The sequence below is a fragment of the Alcanivorax sp. HI0083 genome, assembly GCF_001635175.1.
The window spans coordinates 1-1,325 of sequence record NZ_LWFX01001443.1 but is presented as its reverse complement, the minus strand read 5'-3'; the positions used below and the strand labels follow the sequence as shown (position 1 = coordinate 1,325).

General features: G+C 58.3%; 2 protein-coding genes. Both read right to left on the bottom strand.

Annotated features, from left to right (window positions below):
• The coding region (locus tag A3754_RS26305) for a type III pantothenate kinase (RefSeq protein WP_156497142.1) at positions 1 to 234 on the bottom strand (234 nt) is incomplete at its 3' end.
• On the bottom strand, positions 231 to 1,193 hold the full coding sequence (locus tag A3754_RS21875) for a biotin--[acetyl-CoA-carboxylase] ligase (RefSeq protein ID WP_063521329.1): 963 nt from the start codon (positions 1,191 to 1,193) through the stop codon (positions 231 to 233). The genes A3754_RS21875 and A3754_RS26305, both read right to left, overlap by 4 nt.
• Positions 1,194 to 1,325: the final 132 nt, after the last annotated feature.

Genomic DNA, 1,325 nt, shown 5'->3' with positions numbered 1-1,325 from the left:
CCGGGGCTGACAACCTGTGCGACTCGCAAGACAAGAGGCAATAACCGCATCCGCCTCCGGCCCGGCGACTGACGCGATCCATATTTCATCAGGCGACCGCCCAGCCCCCGCCAACATGACATCCACCACCCGCGACCACTCCCGCCCATGGCGGCAGCCACCCTGATGCACCGTTGCGCCGTCGCAGTAACGCCACTTCATGGCGGTATTGCCCACATCAACAAACAGCTTCATTGGATTCTCAAACTCACTTCTCCGCCGTACAGGGAGCGCAGCCCATCTTTTGTTTTCAGCAATAGCGCGCCATCAGGGGCCACTCCAGCCGCAACACCCACCAGCTCCTGATCCACGGCCCTGACAACCACATTCTTGCCGGATACCGCATCAAGCTTAGCGAACGATTCGGCAAAGGCGTCAAAGCCATGGACCTCGAAAAGCGCCAGCATATCCATTAATCGGATAATCACCTGGCTGGTGAGATCCGTGCGCGATGGCATCTGCGGCAACACAGCAGCCAAATCAATCCAGCGCTGGTCAATGGCGTCAGCCTGGGCCGCCGTCATCCGGCCGTTGAGGCCCACACCGATAACCACATCCACGCGACCATCCATCTCCCCCGCAAGCTCAATCAACACACCACCAATCTTGGCACCATCAACCAAAAGATCATTGGGCCATTTGAGGGCAATCGGCAGGTCCGGCTCAAGCTCACGCAACGCCTCGGCAACAGACACGCCAACCGCCAGACTCAGCCCTCCCAAGGCGGCAAAGCCTCCAGGCAACGTGTACCGAACAGAAACGTACAGATTAGCGGCGAACGGAGACTGCCAGACTCGGCCGCGGCGACCGCGGCCCGCCAACTGGCATTCGGTGATAAATACCTGGGGATGGGAAACAGGCCCTACCAATGCCAGGGCATCCGCGTTGGTAGAACCGGTGACCCACTGATAATGCAGGTCCGCAGCACCGCCGAGACGGCGCTGCACAATATCGGAATCGATCAACTCCAGTGGCTGAGCCAGCCGATAACCTTTGCCTTTCACAGATTCCAGAGTAAGACCGAAATCCGCAAGGCGCTGGACTCGCTTCCAGACCCCAGCCCGGGAAATACCCAACACCTCCCCAAGCTCTGAACCGGAACGAAAGTTACCATCGGCGAGAAGACGGACCAGCGACTGATCCGCCTCTTTCATCGTGCTCAAGCCTCCCAAACAACCCCGCGCGTCTTGGACCACTGAGCAATATCATCAGCGTAACGTTTTTCGATTTCATTGCGCTTGAGCTTCAATGTCGGGGTGATCAGGTTATTTTCGACACTCCAGGCA

Bases quoted from the DNA above. Each gene is read 5' to 3' on its own strand.
- A3754_RS21875 (WP_063521329.1), bottom strand. From the start codon at position 1,193: ATGAAAGAGGCGGATCAGTCGCTGGTCCGTCTTCTCGCCGATGGTAAC.